The following is a 13,742-nucleotide window of genomic DNA, read 5'->3' on the forward strand; positions in this document are numbered from 1 at the left end:
CACCGGACGACGCGGGCTTGACCGGCAAGATCCGAAAGAGACGGCCTAGGCGTGCGTCGGTCGAGAGCCGGTACGACCACGTCCGGAGCGACGCCCGTGTGCTGGCGTAACCGCCCTTCCCCGTCCCGGACTCCGCAGGGGCGCCCGCCCGGGGCTCGGCGGGCGCTTGCCGGGCGAACGGCCGCGCCGGATACGCGGACGAGCCGGGCCCGGCGAGATCACCACGTCGGGTGAGTGTCGGCCGGCCCGTGGCGGGTCGCCGGGCCGCGAAGGGCTCGACCGTCGATCATGGGCGCGGTGGCCTCCCCGCCCGACCGCTCTCCCCAAGCGAAAGAAGATCCGACATGGCACTCCCGCGAACCGATCTCCGGACCGCAGCGGTCGACCCCACGGAGCCCAAGGCCCGCATCTACGCGATGCTGGACACGGACGGAGACGGAGTCGCCTCGAAGCAGGACTACTTCGTCCGCATCGACCGGGCCCAGCAGGCGACCGGACGGGGTGACGACGACCCCCTGGTCGTCGCCGCCCGCACCACGGGCGAACGCGCCTGGGCCGCGATGGACGCCAACGGCGACGGCGTGATGACCTACGAGGAGTACATCGCCTGGGTGGACGCCGAGAAGTTCGACCACATCTGCCAGTACGCCCTGGGCGCCCTGTTCGACCTCGCCGACGCCGATCAGGACGGCGCCCTGGACCGTGCCCAGTTCACGATGCTGCGCCAGGCGCTGGGCAACCGGGCCGACAACGCCGACGCGGCGTTCGACGCCCTGGACGGCGACGGCGACGGACTCGTCGGCCGCGCCGAGTACCTGGCGTCGATCCGCGCGTACGTCACGGGCGAGGACTCCCCGATGGGCGCCGCCCTGTACTGAACCGCCGCGTCGCGCGGTGTGCCCGGCCGGGTCAGGACCCAGATGGACACCGAGGGCCAGGCCTCCGGCGGCCACACCGACATCGTCGAGCGGGTGCCGAGGGCGCGGTTCGCCGCGCCCGGGGCCGCGGGCGTGATCCGCGTCACCGTCCGGCCCCTTCCGGCCGAGCCCGCGCGATCATGCCCGAATGGACGCCCGTTTCCTCGGCATCGCCGAACTGACCGAAGTCCCTCCCGTGGCGGTCGTGGTCGACGTCATGCGTGCTTTCACGGTGGCCGCCTGGGCCTTCGCCCAGGGCGCGGAAAGGATCGTCCTCGCCGAGTCGCCGGAGGAGGCCCTGGCGCTCAAGGCCCGCCACCCGGAGTGGGTCGCGCTCAAGGACGGTCCTCCGGCACCCGGGTTCGACGCCGTCAACTCGCCCGCTCTGCTGCGCTCCGTCGACCTCGCCGGACGGACCGTCGTGCAGAAGACCACGGCGGGGACGGTCGGCGCCCTCGCGGTCAGGGACGCCTCGCTGGTGCTGTGCGCGAGCTTCGTGGTGGCGGAGGCGACGGCCCGGCTCCTGCGGACACGCGGGTGCGACGGCGTCACCTTCGTGGTCACGGGCGAGGACGGGCGGGCGGACGAGGACCTGGCGTGCGCCCAGTACATCGCCCGCAGGGCCACCGGGGACGGGACGGACGCGGCCGAGTTCCTCCGCCGCGCCGGCCGGTCGCGTGCCGCCGCCGAACTGACGCGGGGCGTGCGCCGGGGAGCCCACCCCGACGACGTCGCCCTCTGCCTCGAACTCGACCGGTTCTCCTTCGCCATGGCGGCGGCCCGGGAGGACTCGCTCATGGTCCTGCGTCCGTGCGCCGTGCCCTCGTCGGCGCCTTCACCGGCCGACGGCGCCGCGACCTGATCGCCGACGAAGACGGGCTCCCCCGCGGCTTCACCGCCCACCGAGCCCCCGAAGACAAGACTGCCGTTCCCGCCCGTGAACCGGGACACTCGCTTCCGGGGCGGCCCTCCGCGCCGCCCGTCCACGGGAGGAGTCACGGAGGACTCATGGCAGAGCTCTGGGATCCGCACGGCAGCCTGCGCCGGATGCTGTGGATCGGTGGCGCGCAGTGGGCCGGCAAGACGACCGTGTCCGACATCCTCGCCCGTCGCTACGGCCTGACGGTGTATCACTACGACTACCACGACGCCCGCGGCCATCAGGACCGCCGGATCGCGCGGCGGGTGGCACGGGGCGAGCCGGTGGCGGGTCCGGGGCCCGAGCAGGTCTGGACGGAACGGAGCCCGGCGGAGATGGCGGCCGAGACGCTGGCCGGCTTCCCGGTGCGGTTCGACTGGGTCCTGGACGACCTGCGCGCCCTGTCGACCGGCCGGCCGGCGATCGCCGAGGGGTGGGGGCTGCGGCCCGAGCTGGTCGTTCCGCTGGTCGACTCGGTCCGTCGGATGGTGGTCCTCGTGCCCACGGAGGAGTTCCGGCAGCACCAGATCCGCACCCTTCCGCGCGCGGGCGCCCTGGACGTGCCGGTCGGCGACCCGGCACGCGCCCAGGCCAACCGGATCGCCCGCGACCGGCTGGTCGCCGAGGACGCGGTGCGCGCCGCCCGGCGCCTGGGCGTCCGCGTGATCGAGGTCGACGGGACGCGGGACGCGGCGGCCGTGGCGTCGCTGGTCGCCGAGCACTTCTCCCCCTGGATGGGAGCGCCGGACGACACCCCCTAGACCCCGTACGCGTACGGCGTGGTCCGAAGGAAACGGCCTAGGCCTCGTACACGTACGGCGTGGTGGTCGTCAGCGTCAGGAAGCCGAGGCGGTGGAGGATGGGGCGGCTGGTGTCCGCCGCGTCGACCTGGACGTAGCGGTGGCCCCGGGCGGCGGCGACGTGGGCGCGGTGGGCGACGAGGGCGCGGTAGAGGCCCCGGCCACGCCAGCCCTCGACGGTGCCGCCGCCCCAGAGGCCCGCGAAGTCCGTGCCGGGGTACAGCTCCAGGCGGGCGGCGCTCACGGGTTCCCCCGCGGCGAGGGCGACGACGGCGGTGACCGCGTCGGGGTCGGTCGCGAGCCGGTCCAGGAGCCGGCGGCCGAGGTCGGAGCTGTCGGTGCCGAAGGCGCGCTCGTGGACCTCGACGACCTGGCGGACCCCCGCCTCGTCGGTGACCTCGCGGAGTTCGACGCCCTCCGGGAGCGGAACCTCCCGGGGCAGGGCCGCGGCCTCGGCGGCCATCAGGGTCTCCGGCTCCTCGGCGGTGAAGCCGGCCGCGCGGAGCCGGTCGCCGAGGTCGGCGGGGGTGTCGTGCGCGTACAGCTTCCACTCGAAGGACAGGCCGGCGGCGCGGTAGTGCTCGATCTGCGCGGCGATGGCCCTGTCCGCGTCCCGCGCGTCGAGCCCGGACCAGAGGACGCCGTTCCACGCGTGCGCGGGGCCGGTGTGGCGGACGACGCCGTCGACGTGCTCGACGCGGCAGCCGGGCCCGTCGGAGCGGGCTTCGCGGCGCAGTTGGAGGTCGTGGAGGTCACGCAGGTGCTGGGGTTCCATGGCGGCCACTCCAGCACCGGCGTCCCGGTCCGGGCAACGGGTTTTGCCCGGCCGGCGGTCAGGCCCGCGGGCGCACCTCGACGTTCTCCAGGATGCCGACCGCGTCCGGCACGAGGATCGCGGCGGAGTAGTAGGCGGAGACGAGGTAGGAGATGATCGCCTTCTCGTCGATGCCCATGAAACGGCAGTTGAGGCCGGGCTCGATCTCGTCGGGCAGGCCGGTCTGGTGGAGACCGATGACGCCCTCGTTGTCCTCGCCGGTGCGGACGGCGATGATCGAGGAGCTCTGCCGGTCGGTGACCGGGATCTTCCCGCAGGGGAGGAGGGGGACCCCGCGCCAGGCCGGCATGTGGCGTCCCTCGACGTCGACGGTGCCGAGCACGAGACCGCGCTTGTTGCACTCCTTGCCGAAGGCGGCGATGGCCCGGGGGTGGGCGAAGAGGTAGTCGGTGTCGCGGCGCATGCTGAGCAGGTCGTCGAGGTCGTCGGGGGTCGGCGGGCCCGAGTGGGTCTGGATGCGCTGGTCGAAGTCGGTGTTGTGGAGCAGCCCGAACTCGGGGTTGTTGACGAGTTCGTGCTCCTGGCGCTCGCGGAGCTCGTGGACGGTCAGGCGGAGCTGCTGCTCCGTCTGGTTCATCGGCTGGTTGTAGAGGTCGGCGACGCGGGTGTGGACCTTCAGGACGGTCTGGGCGACGCTGAGTTCGTACTCGCGCGGCCTGGGTTCGTAGTCCGCGTACGCGCCGGGCAGCACGGCCTCGCCGACGTGGCCGGCGCTGAGCTCGATGGCCGCCTCGCCGGCCCGGTTCACGGGACGGCGGTGGCCGTTCGTCCCGGTGCCCTGGACGTGGTCGCGGAGGTTCTCGTACTCCTCGGCCACGGCCAGGTAGGCGGTGCGGGGCAGGGCGAGGAGGGTGACGGCGGTGGCGGCCTTGGCGGTGAAGTCCCAGGTCCCGTCCCCGGCGAGCACCTGGCCGCCGAAGGTGTCGCCGTCGCCGAGCAGGCCGAGGAGGGTCTCGTCGCCGTACTGTCCGGTGCCGAGCTTCTCGATCTTGCCGTGGGCGATGAGGTGGACGTGGTCGGCCGGGCTGCCGGCGTTCACGATGACCTGGCCGGGCGCGTACTCCTGCTGGACGAAGCGTTCGGCGAGGGCGCCGAGCGCGGCGGGGTCGTCGAAGCCGCGCAGCAGCGGGAGTTCGGCCAGCTCGGCGGGGATGACCTCGACCCTGGAGCCGCTCTTGACGAAGGTGACGCGGCCGTCGCCGACCACGTACGAGAGGCGCCGGTTGACGCGGTAGACGCCGCCGGGGGTGTGGACCCAGGGGAGCTTGCGGAGCAGCCAGCGGGAGCTGATGCCCTGCATCTGGGGTTCGGACTTGGTGGTGGTGGCGAGGTTGCGGGCGGCGGCGGTGCTGAGGCTGAGCTGGATCTGGCGGAGCTCGATGGCGGGGGCGGGCGGGGTGGCCGCCGGCTCGGTGTCGACCGACATGGATGACTCGCTTTCTGGGGCGTTCGCGGACTCGTGCGTCACTCTCCGCGTCCAGATGTAACGCACGGTGGCGTACGTCATCCGGGTGCGGCGCGAACGGGTGGGAGCGCCGTGCGGCGGCGGCCGCCCGGCGAGCGCCGTGCGCGCTCCGCCGTCCGGGCGGTCGTCCGGTGGCCACCTGGCGGGAAAAGTCCTCCCGGCCTCTTGCCAAGCCCCGGGGGCCTCCGGATTTACTGGCCCCGAACGGATCAACCGAATGATCGGTTGTCCGTTTTACGATGGCGGAGGAGTGGCGCATGACGGAACTGCTGGACAGCGGCGAACGGCTCGGGCGCGAGGAGCTCGCGGCCCTCCAGCTGGAGCGGTTGCGCACGACCCTGCGCCACGCGTACGAGAACGTGGAGTTCTACCGGCGCTCCTTCGACGCGGCCGGGCTGACCCCGGACGACTGCCGCACGCTCGCCGACCTGGCCCGCTTCCCGTTCACCGCCAAGTCGGACCTGCGCGACCACTACCCCTTCGGCATGTTCGCCGTCGACCAGTCCCGGATCCGGCGGATCCACGCCTCCAGCGGCACCACCGGCCGGCCGACCGTCGTCGGCTACACCCGGGCCGACCTGGACATGTGGGCCGACGTGGTGGCCCGCTCGCTGCGCGCGGCCGGGGCGCGCCCAGGCCACAAGGTCCACGTGGCCTACGGGTACGGCCTGTTCACCGGCGGCCTCGGGGCCCACTACGGCGCGGAGCGGCTCGGGTGCACGGTGATCCCGGCGTCCGGCGGCATGACGGCCCGGCAGGTGCAGCTCATCCAGGACTTCCGGCCCGAGATCATCATGGTGACCCCCTCGTACATGCTGACGCTGCTCGACGAGTTCGAGCGGCAGGGCGTGGACCCGCGCTCCACCTCGCTGAAGGTCGGCGTCTTCGGCGCGGAGCCGTGGACGGAGGAGATGCGCAAGGAGATCGAGGAGCGGTTCGCGATCGACGCGGTCGACATCTACGGCCTGTCGGAGGTGATCGGCCCCGGCGTGGCGCAGGAGTGCGTGGAGACCAAGGACGGCCTGCACATCTGGGAGGACCACTTCTACCCGGAGATCGTGGACCCGTTCACCGGCGAGGTCCTGCCCGACGGGGAGGAGGGCGAGCTGGTCTTCACCTCCCTCACCAAGGAGGCCATGCCGGTGATCCGCTACCGGACCCGTGACCTCACCCGGCTGCTGCCGGGGACCGCGCGGGTGTTCCGCCGGATGGAGAAGGTCACCGGACGCAGCGACGACATGATCATCCTGCGCGGGGTGAACCTCTTCCCCACCCAGATCGAGGAGATCGTGCTGCGCACCCCGGGCGTGGCTCCGCACTTCCAGCTGCGGCTGACCCGGGAGGGCCGGCTCGACGCCCTGACCGTGCGGGCCGAGGCCCGTCCGGACGCGACGTCCGAGGAGCGCGAGGCGGCGGCCAGGGCGATCGCGGCGGCGGTGAAGGAGGGGGTCGGGGTCTCCGTGGGCGTGGAGGTGGTCGCCCCGGAGACGCTGGAGCGTTCGGTGGGCAAGATCAAGCGGATCGTGGACCTCCGGGGCGCGTAGCCTGGGGGAAGGAGGTGGTTGCGATGCTGTCGGACTCCCCCATAGCCGCGATCATTCCGGTCAATGACATGAACCGGGCCAAGCAGTTCTACTCGGAGACCCTCGGCCTCTCCCTCACGAAGGAGTCCCCGGAAGACACCAGGTACGAGTGCGGTGGCACGATCATCGGCCTCTACGAGACGCCGTACGGCGGCCAGGCGAGCCACACGCTGGCGAGCTGGAAGGTCGACGACCTCGACGGCGAGATGAAGGAGCTGCGCTCCAGGGGCGTGACCTTCGAGGAGTACGACCTGCCCGGCATCAAGACGGTCGACGGCGTGGTCGAGTCGGACACCATGCGGGGCGCCTGGTTCAAGGACAGCGAGGGCAACATTCTCTGCGTGATGGAGGAACGCACGGGCTGAGCGCGCGGACGCGCGGGGTGCCGGTCGCGGGCAGGCGGCCGACCCCCGTGCGCCACGGTGTCACGGGGCGCCGAAGCGGTCCCTCAGCTCCCGCTTGAGGATCTTTCCGCTGGCGTTGCGGGGAAGCGCGTCCACGAGGAGGACGCGCTTCGGCGCCTTGAAGCGGGCGAGCTTCTCGCGGGCGTGGTCGAGGAGTTCGGCCTCGGTGACCTCCCCGCGCGGGACGACGACGGCCGTGACCGCCTCGATCCACCGCTCGTCGGGGAGGCCGATGACGGCGACCTCCGCGACGCCGGGGTGGGTGTAGAGCGCGTCCTCGACCTGGCGGGAGGCGACGAGCACGCCGCCGGAGTTGATGACGTCCTTCACACGGTCGACGATCGTGAGGTAGCCCTCGGCGTCGCGGACCGCGAGGTCCCCCGAGTGGAACCAGCCGCCCCGGAAGGCCTCCTTCGTCTCGTCGGGCTTGCGCCAGTAGCCCTCGCACAGCTGCGGCGAGCGGTAGACGATCTCCCCCGGGGTGCCGTCGGGCACGTCCTCCCCGTCCTCGCCGACGACGCGGGCCTCGACGTGGCGCACGGGGCGGCCGCAGGAGTCCATCCGGCCCTCGTGCTCGTCGGGGCCGAGGACCGTGGCGAGCGGGCCGATCTCCGACTGGCCGAAGCAGTTGTAGAAGGCGAGTCCGGGCAGGCGGGCGCGCAGCCGTTCCAGGACGGGCACGGGCATGATCGAGGCCCCGTAGTAGGCCTTGCGCAGGGCCGAGAGGTCGCGGGTGGCGAAGCCGGGGTGGTCGGCGAGGCCGATCCAGACGGTCGGCGGGGCGAAGAGGCTGTCGGCGCGGCCCGCCTCGACCAGGTCGAACAGGACGTCCGGGTCGGGTCCGTCGACGATCGTGTTCTCGGCGCCGACGGCGAGGTAGGGCAGCAGGAAGACGTGCATCTGCGCCGAGTGGTAGAGCGGCAGCGCGTGCACCGGCCGGTCGTCCTCGCTCAGGTCGAGGGCCTCGATCGCGCTCGCGTACTCGTGGGCGAGGGCGAGGTGGGTCATCATCGCGCCCTTGGGGAGCGCGGTGGTGCCCGAGGTGTAGAGCAGCTGGGCGAGGTCACGGGCGTCGCGGTCGGTGAGGTACTCCTCCGGTTCGGCGAGCGCGTCGAGCAGTGAACCGGCCGCGTCCCGCAGGGGCTTGACCGCGAAGCCCGCGGGGATCCGGTCGGCGAGGGCGGGGTCGGCGAGCACGAGCGAGCTGTCCGACTGCTCCAGGACGTACGCAAGGTCCTCGCCGGTCAGGTGGTGGTTGACCGGCACGTGGACCAGGCCGGCCCGGGCGCAGGCGAGGAACGCGATGAGGTAGGCGTCCGAGTTGTGGCCGTACGTGGCGACGCGGGCGTACTCCGGCAGGGCGATCCCGTGCTCCGGCTCGCGCAGGACGGCGGCGGCCGTGGAGACGGCCGCGTCCAGCTCCGCGTACGTCCAGGTCCGGTCGGCGTACCGCACGGCGGTCCGGTCGGGCACGCGCCGGGCGCTCGCGCGCAGGAAACCGTCGACGGTGCGGCTGAGGAGTCGGTCCATGCGGTGATCCTCGGCGCGGGGCATGCGGAAGGTCAAGTACCGCGCGGGGGTGCCGTGTCCGCCCGGACCTCGGATACCGAACGGGATGTTGACAAGGGGGCGGGCAACTGCGTGCATGGTCCAACCCGCAGTGCCCGTCAGCCCGTTGGGAGTCATCTTGCACCTCCGGACCCGTCTGAAACACCTGGCGCTCACCGGCGCGGCCCTCGCCGTCGTCACGGCCTCGCTGCCCGGAGCGGCGGCCGCCGACTCCGGCGGCCGGGACCGTCACCCCGCCGACCGGGGCCTGTCGGCCGTCATCCGGTACACCGAGTACGGCATCCCGCACATCGTGGCGAAGGACTACGCGGACCTCGGATTCGGCACGGGCTGGGCCCAGGCCGCCGACCAGGTCTGTGTGCTCGCCGACGGCTTCCTGACCGTGAACGGGGAGCGCTCCCGGTACTTCGGCCCGGACGCCGCGCCCGACGGCTCGCTCTCCTCCGCCACCACGAACCTCTCCAGCGACCTGTACTTCCGCGGCGTGAAGGACGCGGGCACGGTCGAGGACCTGCTCCGCACCCCGGCGCCGGCCGGGCCGAGCCGGGACCTGAAGGAACTGATGCGCGGCTGGGCGGCCGGCTACAACGCCTGGCTGCGGAAGAACCGCGTCACCGATCCGGCCTGCGCGGACGCCGACTGGGTCCGTCCGGTGACCGCGCTCGACGTGGCCCGGCGCGGCTTCGCCGTCTCGGTGCTCGGCGGACAGGGCAGGGCCGTGGACGGCATCACGGCCGCCCGGCCGCCGGCCGCTCCCCCGGCGACCACCGCGCGCACCGCCGGCCCCGCCCCCGGCCCCGCCCCCGGCCCCGCCCCCGTTCCCGGCTCCGTTCCCGATCCGGACGAGGCCGCCGAGGCGGCACGGGCGCTGTTCGCTCCCGAGAACGCCACCATGGGCTCCAACGCCGTCGCGTTCTCCGGCGCCACGACGGCGAACGGGCGCGGACTCCTCCTGGGGAACCCGCACTACCCGTGGCAGGGCGGCCGCCGGTTCTGGCAGTCGCAGCAGACCATCCCGGGCGAGCTGAACGTCTCCGGCGCCTCGCTCCTGGGCACGGCCGTCGTCAACATCGGCTTCAACGACAAGGTCGCCTGGAGCCACACCGTCGCCACCGGGGTGCCGCTCAACCTGCACCAGCTGACGCTCGTACCCGGCGACCCGACCTCCTACCTGGTGGACGGGAAGCCGGAACGGATGACCCCGCGCGCGGTGACCGTGGCCGTGCGGGACGGCGCGCCCGTCACCCGCACCCAGTGGTGGACCCGGTACGGGCCGGTCGTCGGCGGCCTCGGGGCGCAGCTGCCGCTGCCGTGGACCGCGACCACGGCGTACGCGCTGAACGACCCCAACGCGCTCAACCTGCGGGGCTCCGACACCGCGCTCGGCTTCGGCAGGGCCCGCTCCACGCAGGACGTCGTCGACGTCCTGGAGCGCACGCAGGGCCTGCCCTGGGTCAACACGATCGCGGCGGACTCGGCCGGGCACTCGCTCTTCGCCCAGTCCCAGGTGCTCCCCCGGATCACCGACGAGCTCGCCGCGCGCTGCTCCACGCCGCTCGGCCGGGCCACCTATCCGGCCTCGGGGGTCGCCGTGCTCGACGGCTCGCGCTCGGACTGCGCGCCCGGCTCCGACCCGGACGCGGTGCAGCCGGGCGTCTTCGGCCCGGCGCGGATGCCGGTCCTGCGGGACGCCCCGTACGTGGAGAACTCCAACGACAGCGCCTGGCTGGCCAACGCCGACCGGCCGCTGACCGGTTACGAGCGGATCTTCGGCACGGTCGCGACGCCGCGCTCGCTGCGCACCCGGGGCGGGATCGAGGACGTGGCGGCGATGGCCGGCCGGGGCGGGCTCGCGGTGGCCGACCTCCAGCGGCAGCAGTTCGCCAACCGGGCGCCGGCCGGTGACCTGGCGGCGGCCGACGCGGCGAAGGCCTGCGCGACCGCGCTGCCGGAGGACCCGGAGGTCTGCCGGGTGATCGGGGCCTGGGACCGGACGATGGACACCGGCAGCCGGGGCGCGCTGCTCTTCGACCGCTTCTGGCGGAGGTTCACGGGCACGGTGAAGCCGGCCGACCAGTGGAGGGTGCCGTTCTCGGCGGCCGACCCGGTCCGCACCCCGAACACCCTGAACACCGGGGTGCCGGAGTTCGCGAAGGCCCTCGCGGGCGCCGCGGCGGAGCTGCGGGCGGCGGGCATCGCGCTGGACGCGCCGCTCGGCGCCCACCAGTTCGTCGTACGGAACGGGGAGCGGATCCCGGTGAGCGGCGGGACCGAGTCGCTGGGCGTCTGGAACAAGGCCGAGCCCGTGTGGAACGCGGCGGGCGGCGGCTACGTGGAGGTCGCGCACGGGACCAGTCACGTGCAGGCCGTGGGCTGGGACGGCGGCCGGTGCCCGGTGGCCCGCACCCTGCTCTCGTACTCCCAGTCGTCGAACCCGGCGTCGCCGCACCACAGCGACCAGACCCGGCTGTTCTCGGGCGAGCGCTGGGTGACCTCCCGGTTCTGCGAGAAGGACATCCTGCGCTCGCCCGCGCTGAAGGTGGTCGTCGTCAGGGGGTGAACCCGCCCGTCAGGGGCTGAAGGAGAGGAACACGAAGGCGGCGAAGATCGCGAGGTGGACGCTGCCCTGGAGGAGCGTGGCGCGCCCCGGCACCACCGTCAGGGCGCTCACCACGGCCGTGAGCACCAACAGCACCATGTGGAGGGGCCCCAGACCGAGGATCAGGGGCCCGTCCAGCCAGATCGAGGCGAGCGCGATCGACGGGATCGTCAGGCCGATGCTGGCGATGGCCGAGCCGTACGCCAGGTTCATGCTGGTCTGCATGCGGTCGCGGCTCGCCGCGCGCACGGCGGCGAGGGTCTCGGGCAGCAGCACCATCAGGGCGATGACGACGCCGACGACCGCCTTGGGCAGGCCGGCGGAGGCGACGGCGTCCTCGATGGTGGGCGAGACGAGCTTGGCGTTGCCGACGACGGCGACGAGGGCGACCACGAGCAGGCCGAGGCTGAACCAGGCGTCACGGGCGGTGGGCGGCTCGGCGTGCTCGTCCTCCGACTCCGGGATCCCCCGGTCCGGCCGCGGCACGGGCAGGAAGTAGTCGCGGTGCCGGACCGTCTGGACGCCGACGAACACCGCGTAGAGGAGCAGCGAGGCGACGGCGGCGAAGGCCAGCTGCCCGGCGGAGAACTCGGGGCCGGGGTGGGTCGTCGTGAACGTCGGCAGGACCAGGGTCATGGTCGCGAGGGTGCAGACGATGGCGAGCTCGCCGCCGGAGCCCTCCGCGTTGAAGACGGCGGTCCGGTTGCGCAGCGCGCCGACGAGCAGCGAGAGGCCGACGATTCCGTTGCAGGTGATCATGACGGCGGCGAAGACCGTGTCCCGGGCGTAGCTCGTCGCCTTGTCGCCGCCCCCGGTCATCAGCATGACGATCAGTCCGACCTCGATGACGGTGACGGCCACGGCGAGGACGAGGGAGCCGAAGGGTTCGCCGATGCGGTGGGCGATGACCTCGGCGTGGTGGACGGCCGAGAGCACCGCGGCGAACAGGCAGACGACGACGATCGCCACCGCGAAGCCCGGGAGGTCGCGCCCCCAGGCCAGGCCGAGTACAAGCGCCGCCACCACCGGCCCCCAGGTGGTCCACTGCCGTGCCCTTGCCGTCACCGTCGAACTCATGATCCGCATATTGCCACAAGAGGGGCCCTTCGCCCGTTTCGCCCGGGCGTCTCGCCCGGTCGCCCCGTTCGGTCGTCCCGTTCGGTCGTCCCGTTCAGTCGCCCTGGTCGGCGAGACCGCGCTCGTACGCGGCGAGGGTCTCGACGAACATCCTGCGTTCGGCCGGACCGAGGGGCGCGAGGGCCGCACGCCAGGCGCCGGCGCTGCGGCCCAGCCAGCCGTCGATGGCGGGGCGGCGCGCCTCGGCGATGGAGACGATCTTCCGCCGCCGGTCGGCGGGGTCCTCCGCCCGCTCCAGGACCCCCTTCTTGGCGAGGTCGCCGACCATCAGGCTCACGGTGGTCGGGGCGACCTCCAGGCGGGCGGCGAGCTCGTTGACGCCGAGCGGCCCGTCGAAGAGGAGGTAGGCGAGCAGGGAGAGGTGGCGGGGGGCGAGGGTGAGCGACTGCAGCTCGTCGGGGATCCTGATGCGCTTGACCCGTCCGACCATCCGGGGCATGAGCAGCAGCAGCGTACGGACGGCGTCGTCGACATCCGGCCCTTCGGCGCGCTCGCCGGCCTCGTGTGCGGTTGACACCCTGCACCCTCCGATTTAGCTTTGCTTTCAAAGCAAATAGATCTGTCGTGATCGATGCTACCGAAGGACACCGTCATGTCCGATTTCAATGAGCAGGTCATCGAGGAGTTCCGCGCCAACGGCGGCCGCGTGGGCGGGATGTTCGAAGGCGCCTCCTTACTCCTCCTCACCACCACCGGCGCCCGCAGCGGACGACCCCACACCAACCCCGCCGTGTACGTACGCGACGGGGCCCGGCTCCTCGTCTTCGCCTCGAACGCCGGCGGGCCGAAACACCCGGCCTGGTTCCACAACCTCCGCGCCCACGCGCACGTCACCGTCGAACTCGGCACCCCCGAGGGGACCGTCGAACGCTTCGCGGCCACGGCGGTGGTGACGGAGGGCGAGGAACGGGACCGGCTCTACGCGGAGCAGAGCGCCCGGGACCCCGCGTTCGCCGCCTACCAGGCCGGCACGGACCGGGTCGTCCCCGTCGTCGCCCTGCACCGCGTGGACCTCGCGGACCCGGCCCGGCACCGGGCGATCGCCGCCCACCTCGTCAAGGTCCACGACGAGCTCCGCGCCGAACTCGCCGCGCTCCGCGAGGGCCTGGACTCCCCGGCGCCGACGCTCGGGCGGCAGCTCGCCCGCCACTGCCTCACCTTCTGCGGCGCGCTCCACGCCCACCACCACAACGAGGACGGCGTCTTCGACCTCCTGGAGCGGCAGTTCCCGGACCTCGCCGAATCCCTGGACCGGATGCGCCGTGAGCACCGGGTGGTCGCCCGCACGGTCGACGAACTGGAGGCCCTGCTGAGCTCCGGCGCCGCCCCGGAGACTCTGCGCCCCCAGGTCGACCGCCTGGCGAAGAGCCTGGAGGAACACTTCGCCCACGAGGAGTCCCAGCTGCTCCCGGCCCTGGCACCGGAGCAGTAGTCAGACGCGCCGGTCCTCGCGGTATTGGACGTGCAGGGCGCCCGGCCCGTGTCGGCGGGCCCGGGGCCCGGACCTGCTTCCA

At 73.1% G+C, this 13,742-nt stretch carries 12 protein-coding genes; 7 read left to right on the forward strand and 5 right to left on the reverse strand.

Features of this window, described 5'->3' with window-relative positions:
• Window positions 1-344 precede the first annotated feature (344 nt).
• From ACIGW4_RS17030 to ACIGW4_RS17040, 3 genes are all read left to right on the forward strand, one after another.
• The gene (locus tag ACIGW4_RS17030) at window positions 345-878 is read left to right on the forward strand and encodes an EF-hand domain-containing protein (protein ID WP_398709923.1); all 534 of its coding nucleotides are present in this window, start codon (window positions 345-347) and stop codon (window positions 876-878) included.
• 187 nt (window positions 879-1,065) lie between these two features.
• A complete protein-coding gene (locus tag ACIGW4_RS17035) occupies window positions 1,066-1,779 on the forward strand; it encodes a 2-phosphosulfolactate phosphatase (protein WP_399581237.1) in 714 nt (237 codons plus the stop codon).
• Window positions 1,780-1,925: 146 nt separating this feature from the next.
• Window positions 1,926-2,597: a hypothetical protein gene (locus tag ACIGW4_RS17040; RefSeq protein ID WP_399581239.1), complete on the forward strand. Its 672-nt coding sequence runs from the start codon at window positions 1,926-1,928 to the stop codon at window positions 2,595-2,597.
• A gap of 37 nt (window positions 2,598-2,634) precedes the next feature.
• Here the strand turns inward: ACIGW4_RS17040 and ACIGW4_RS17045 are convergent, their stop codons facing one another.
• Both ACIGW4_RS17045 and ACIGW4_RS17050 read right to left on the reverse strand, forming a co-directional pair.
• Window positions 2,635-3,411 carry a GNAT family N-acetyltransferase gene (locus ACIGW4_RS17045; protein WP_399581241.1) on the reverse strand — a complete coding sequence of 259 codons (777 nt, stop codon included), beginning with the start codon at window positions 3,409-3,411 and terminating at the stop codon, window positions 2,635-2,637.
• Window positions 3,412-3,469: 58 nt separating this feature from the next.
• Window positions 3,470-4,897, reverse strand: a complete 1,428-nt coding sequence (locus ACIGW4_RS17050) for a family 2B encapsulin nanocompartment shell protein (RefSeq protein WP_399581244.1) — start codon at window positions 4,895-4,897, stop codon at window positions 3,470-3,472.
• A gap of 296 nt (window positions 4,898-5,193) precedes the next feature.
• Here ACIGW4_RS17050 and paaK point away from each other — a divergent pair, with 296 nt between their 5' ends.
• Window positions 5,194-6,480, forward strand: a complete 1,287-nt coding sequence (paaK, locus tag ACIGW4_RS17055) for a phenylacetate--CoA ligase PaaK (RefSeq protein ID WP_123458413.1) — start codon at window positions 5,194-5,196, stop codon at window positions 6,478-6,480.
• A gap of 23 nt (window positions 6,481-6,503) precedes the next feature.
• Window positions 6,504-6,884, forward strand: coding sequence for a VOC family protein (locus tag ACIGW4_RS17060; RefSeq protein ID WP_123458414.1), 381 nt, complete (start codon window positions 6,504-6,506; stop codon window positions 6,882-6,884).
• 60 nt (window positions 6,885-6,944) lie between these two features.
• Here the strand turns inward: ACIGW4_RS17060 and ACIGW4_RS17065 are convergent, their stop codons facing one another.
• Window positions 6,945-8,453, reverse strand: coding sequence for a fatty acyl-CoA synthetase (locus tag ACIGW4_RS17065; RefSeq protein ID WP_359587747.1), 1,509 nt, complete (start codon window positions 8,451-8,453; stop codon window positions 6,945-6,947).
• Window positions 8,454-8,568: 115 nt separating this feature from the next.
• On the opposite strand from ACIGW4_RS17065, the gene ACIGW4_RS17070 reads away from it, so the two are divergent.
• Complete coding sequence (locus ACIGW4_RS17070) at window positions 8,569-11,052, forward strand: penicillin acylase family protein (protein ID WP_399581247.1); 2,484 nt, start codon at window positions 8,569-8,571, stop codon at window positions 11,050-11,052.
• A gap of 9 nt (window positions 11,053-11,061) precedes the next feature.
• Here the strand turns inward: ACIGW4_RS17070 and ACIGW4_RS17075 are convergent, their stop codons facing one another.
• Both ACIGW4_RS17075 and ACIGW4_RS17080 read right to left on the reverse strand, forming a co-directional pair.
• Complete coding sequence (locus tag ACIGW4_RS17075) at window positions 11,062-12,168, reverse strand: calcium:proton antiporter (RefSeq protein WP_398709932.1); 1,107 nt, start codon at window positions 12,166-12,168, stop codon at window positions 11,062-11,064.
• Window positions 12,169-12,262: 94 nt separating this feature from the next.
• Window positions 12,263-12,667 carry a MarR family winged helix-turn-helix transcriptional regulator gene (locus ACIGW4_RS17080; RefSeq protein WP_399581307.1) on the reverse strand — a complete coding sequence of 135 codons (405 nt, stop codon included), beginning with the start codon at window positions 12,665-12,667 and terminating at the stop codon, window positions 12,263-12,265.
• Between the two features lie 153 nt (window positions 12,668-12,820).
• Between ACIGW4_RS17080 and ACIGW4_RS17085 the strand changes: the two genes are divergently transcribed.
• A complete protein-coding gene (locus ACIGW4_RS17085) occupies window positions 12,821-13,660 on the forward strand; it encodes a nitroreductase/quinone reductase family protein (RefSeq protein WP_399581250.1) in 840 nt (279 codons plus the stop codon).
• Window positions 13,661-13,742: the final 82 nt, after the last annotated feature.

Source organism: Streptomyces sp. NPDC053513 (genome assembly GCF_044544765.1).
Taxonomy (GTDB): Bacteria; Actinomycetota; Actinomycetes; order Streptomycetales; family Streptomycetaceae; genus Streptomyces; species Streptomyces litmocidini.

Bases quoted from the DNA above. Each gene is read 5' to 3' on its own strand.
- ACIGW4_RS17030 (WP_398709923.1), top strand. From the start codon at position 345: ATGGCACTCCCGCGAACCGATCTCCGGACCGCAGCGGTCGACCCCACG.
- ACIGW4_RS17035 (WP_399581237.1), top strand. From the start codon at position 1,066: ATGGACGCCCGTTTCCTCGGCATCGCCGAACTGACCGAAGTCCCTCCC.
- ACIGW4_RS17040 (WP_399581239.1), top strand. From the start codon at position 1,926: ATGGCAGAGCTCTGGGATCCGCACGGCAGCCTGCGCCGGATGCTGTGG.
- ACIGW4_RS17045 (WP_399581241.1), bottom strand. From the start codon at position 3,411: ATGGAACCCCAGCACCTGCGTGACCTCCACGACCTCCAACTGCGCCGC.
- ACIGW4_RS17050 (WP_399581244.1), bottom strand. From the start codon at position 4,897: ATGTCGGTCGACACCGAGCCGGCGGCCACCCCGCCCGCCCCCGCCATC.
- paaK (WP_123458413.1), top strand. From the start codon at position 5,194: ATGACGGAACTGCTGGACAGCGGCGAACGGCTCGGGCGCGAGGAGCTC.
- ACIGW4_RS17060 (WP_123458414.1), top strand. From the start codon at position 6,504: ATGCTGTCGGACTCCCCCATAGCCGCGATCATTCCGGTCAATGACATG.
- ACIGW4_RS17065 (WP_359587747.1), bottom strand. From the start codon at position 8,453: ATGGACCGACTCCTCAGCCGCACCGTCGACGGTTTCCTGCGCGCGAGC.
- ACIGW4_RS17070 (WP_399581247.1), top strand. From the start codon at position 8,569: ATGGTCCAACCCGCAGTGCCCGTCAGCCCGTTGGGAGTCATCTTGCAC.
- ACIGW4_RS17075 (WP_398709932.1), bottom strand. From the start codon at position 12,168: ATGAGTTCGACGGTGACGGCAAGGGCACGGCAGTGGACCACCTGGGGG.
- ACIGW4_RS17080 (WP_399581307.1), bottom strand. From the start codon at position 12,667: ATGCCCCGGATGGTCGGACGGGTCAAGCGCATCAGGATCCCCGACGAG.
- ACIGW4_RS17085 (WP_399581250.1), top strand. From the start codon at position 12,821: ATGTCCGATTTCAATGAGCAGGTCATCGAGGAGTTCCGCGCCAACGGC.